This is a genomic window from Citrobacter sp. Cs237 (genome assembly GCF_030332325.1).
Classification (GTDB): domain Bacteria; phylum Pseudomonadota; class Gammaproteobacteria; order Enterobacterales; family Enterobacteriaceae; genus Citrobacter_A; species Citrobacter_A sedlakii.
This window is the reverse complement of the sequence record NZ_JAOWIB010000109.1, coordinates 583,779-587,108: the sequence shown is the minus strand read 5'-3', so window position 1 is coordinate 587,108 and position 3,330 is coordinate 583,779. Positions and strand designations below refer to the sequence as shown.

Below are 3,330 nucleotides of genomic sequence, written 5' to 3'. Positions count from 1 at the left end.
GTGGCGCCGTCGGCGATGGGGTTGCCTTCATCGTCGGTCATAAATGGCGGGGTGCCCGGCTGCGGTTCGGGTTCGGGCTGTGGCTCCGGTTCCGGCTCTGGTTCCGGTTCCGGCCCTGGTTCTGGTTCCGGTTCCGGTTCCGGTTCTGGTTCAGGTTGCGGTTCAGGTTGCGGTTCAGCGCTGGTATCAACAACCAGAGAGGTGTCGCTGCTGGTCTGCGAACCGTCCGGACGGGTGATTTCGGTGGTGATGGTGTGTCCGCCGTCGGCCAGCGGCTGCTCCGGGGTGACGGACCAGTTGCCCTGGTCATCGACCACAGCTTCGCCGATGACGGTGTCGCCGTCCCGGATAACCACCTGTGCGCCCGGCTGCTCGCCGCTACCGCCGAAGGTCGGGGTGTTGTCACTGGTGGTGGCGCCGTCGGCGATGGGGTTGCCCTCATCGTTGGTCATCAGTGGCGGGGTATTCGTGTCAGTGGTTGGTGTTGCATTTTCGCCACTATCAGTGATGATGGGCGATTCGTCGTTGCCGTGTGACTGGTGGTTTGAGCGCTGGGCAAGCCCAACGCCAGCCGAGAGAACGCCCAATGCGACAGCGCCGACACCAAGAAGCAGGCTTGTATTGTCCAGAGGTAATGTGTCCTCTTCCGCGAATCCTGGAAGGGTATATATGCCTGTGCTGGGATCCTGAGCATAGGTATAACTTCCATTTGTCCCCGTGGTGCTAATTGGTGGGATCTCTTCTGGACTGATATTTTTCAGCATCACTTCATAATTAACGCCGTTTTCATCGGCAATAAGTAGTTTTGTGGCGTCATCTGCCTTCTGTGCCTTAAAGGATTTAATAGTTACGCCTGTGCTGTTTTGTAATTCAAAGTAAGTTCCAGGGGGAGGCGCCTCTAATATCAGCGGTTGTCGCTGGTCTAATACATACCTGGTAAGTTGCATTCCTTCGACACGCTTAACTATTAAAGTTATAGACATATGTTATTCCTTTAGTTGTTGTATTGATGAGTTTTTATGCTGGCTAAGAGTAAACTTGGAGTGGTGATTGCTATACATGTAAAATTTATTTTAAGAAGTATTGATAAACTTTTCTATTTGAGAGATGTCTGCAATAAATTTATGTTGTTCGGTTGAGTTAATAAAATTACACAGCCGTGCATTCCCTTTTATTCCTAATTTCTCCATTATTCGATTTTTATGACCATATATTGTCTTTACAGAGACATTCATCATTTTTGCCATCCGCTGAAAGCTATATCCTTGTCTCATATATTCAACCAACTGCAACTGTTTTTTTGATAACCGGCAGTGACAACAGTCCTGACAGTCCTCAGAAGAGAAAGAATAGTAACCTGCTTTTGAAGCCTTGATTTTTTGCTCCAGTCGTTTTTGAATCTCCTCGACTGTCTCATTATGATGAAGTAAAAGAGCACCTCGGAAGCATGAAGCATTCAAGGCGAAACGATGGTGCGAATGTCTGTTAGCAAGCGCAATAACAAGACAGTGGCACTGTCGAAAATGAAAATTTGTAAGACAGATGCATGGCAGAGTGGGCGGAGAGTTCATGATAATAATGTCCGCTTCTTGTATGCCAGGAATAGATATATCTCCGTTGATAGTGATATTTTTATTTGAACCGAGTATGGTTTTGATTAGTGCTACCACCCCAGAGATGAAGTAATAATTACTATCACATAATAAAATGCGAATATTAGTATGATTGTGCATGAGGTAATATTTTCTCAGTAAATGTTATCAAAAAGGTTTTAAACTATCCCCACTATGGAATCGGCCATTGTCAAGTTTAAGTACGCCACGATCTTTTAATTCTTTCAAAACCCTGCTGATTGAACTTTTTGAAAGCCAGGAGCTATTCTCAATAAGGTAAAGTACGGAAAAGCGTTTTTTAAGATGTAAGGGCAACTTTTGCCACCGTTCAATCAGCGAAATGACTTCTTCATAAGAACAGCTTTTACCTGTCATGATATAATTTATAAGATCAGAATAATGAGCGGAAATAATTGACATGGTTTCATTAATAAGATCTTTTTCATGGACTAATTGCCAAAAATGCTCATAACTCATTGAATGAATTTTGCCGTAATCCACTCGTTCAAGATAAAGAGGAAGAGTGTCAAGTGCCGGGGTAACATCGAATACATAAGGTGCAGTTAAGATATTTAGCATTTTTTCTTCATCTTTAACTCTTATTTTTAATAGAAAGTCACCTTCCATGATGAAAAATACTCTACGTGAGCATTCATAGCTCAAACTATAGCGTCGTTTACCTCGAATGATGTTGTCTGGATTAGCCAATCTGGTATATCCACTTAGAGAAGATATAATTCTTTCATGGTTTGCTATTACTCTTTGCACTCTCGGCACCTCTTTGTGACAATCATCCTCCTTAAAGTTGTTAAAGTAAAAAAACATAACAAGGCCGCAGCCTTTTTTTGTGGCATAAGCTGTAAAAAAACAAGACAGCTATCAAATTTGTGCCTGCTCATGGTTTCCCCGGCATACCGAAAAATTAACTACGCTTATCGGTGTAAGACATAATAATGACCCGAATATATATTTCAATATTTACGGCTAGTGCATTTTTGAATTTAAAAACCAAAACTCAGGAATTTTATGGGTTTTGGTGCTGAGTTTAATTCATCACGCAGTATTATAAACCACATTAAGAGATATGATGTATGATTCAATCTTTTTTAATTATCCTTTATTTTTTCATAACCATTTTGGGGTTTATGTTATTTATTTGTGTATTTAAAATTAAATTCTTTCCTTTTCTTGGTATCCATTAATACTTTTGAAACTTAGGTTCCAGAAATAGCATGGATGTTAAAAAAATAATTTTCTGTGATTCAGTCCTGGGCCGCAATATGTAGCAGGCGTGTGCCAGATTATCCTTCTCAACCCAAAAGAAAAAGGATTGCTCTACATCTCAAAAACGATGCTATTTTCCGTTTGAAGAAGCATTTCATATCTACCTTTCTAAGAATTTTCCATAGTATAGAGGGATAGGAAGTAAACCATTTATAAACAAACTTGAGGTTTTAAGGATCCTTGGCAGGTATCTTCAGGTTGTATGATCTTTCCCACGAAAAGATGATGGAGCTCCGAGTGGGAATGTCATTTTTCGGGGTAGCCTTGATGATAGGCGCAGCAATAAAGCAGGATTTTGATGTGGGCAATATGCGAAAAAAAAACCGTACTTTCGTACGCGCTCTTTCTTAAAGATGGCGGTGAGGGGGGGATTGACTCGCTTCGCTCGCCCTGCGGGCAGCCCGTTCGCTGCGCGTCCGGTCTGTCCAACGGG

4 protein-coding genes are annotated in these 3,330 nt (G+C 42.4%); all 4 read right to left on the bottom strand.

Features of this window, described 5'->3' with window-relative positions; translation table 11 throughout:
- Positions 1–983, bottom strand: a 983-nt coding sequence (locus tag OGY07_RS22910; RefSeq protein ID WP_286603398.1) for an Ig-like domain-containing protein, incomplete at its 3' end; no start/stop codon positions are given.
- A gap of 90 nt (positions 984–1,073) precedes the next feature.
- Entirely contained in the window at positions 1,074–1,733 is a 660-nt protein-coding gene (locus OGY07_RS22905; protein WP_286603396.1) for a helix-turn-helix transcriptional regulator, read from the bottom strand.
- A gap of 27 nt (positions 1,734–1,760) precedes the next feature.
- Positions 1,761–2,381, bottom strand: coding sequence for a helix-turn-helix domain-containing protein (locus OGY07_RS22900; RefSeq protein WP_060571027.1), 621 nt, complete (start codon positions 2,379–2,381; stop codon positions 1,761–1,763).
- Between the two features lie 762 nt (positions 2,382–3,143).
- The coding region (locus OGY07_RS22895; RefSeq protein WP_286603393.1) for a hypothetical protein at positions 3,144–3,330 on the bottom strand (187 nt) is incomplete at its 5' end.

Bases quoted from the DNA above. Each gene is read 5' to 3' on its own strand.
- OGY07_RS22905 (WP_286603396.1), bottom strand. From the start codon at position 1,733: ATGCACAATCATACTAATATTCGCATTTTATTATGTGATAGTAATTAT.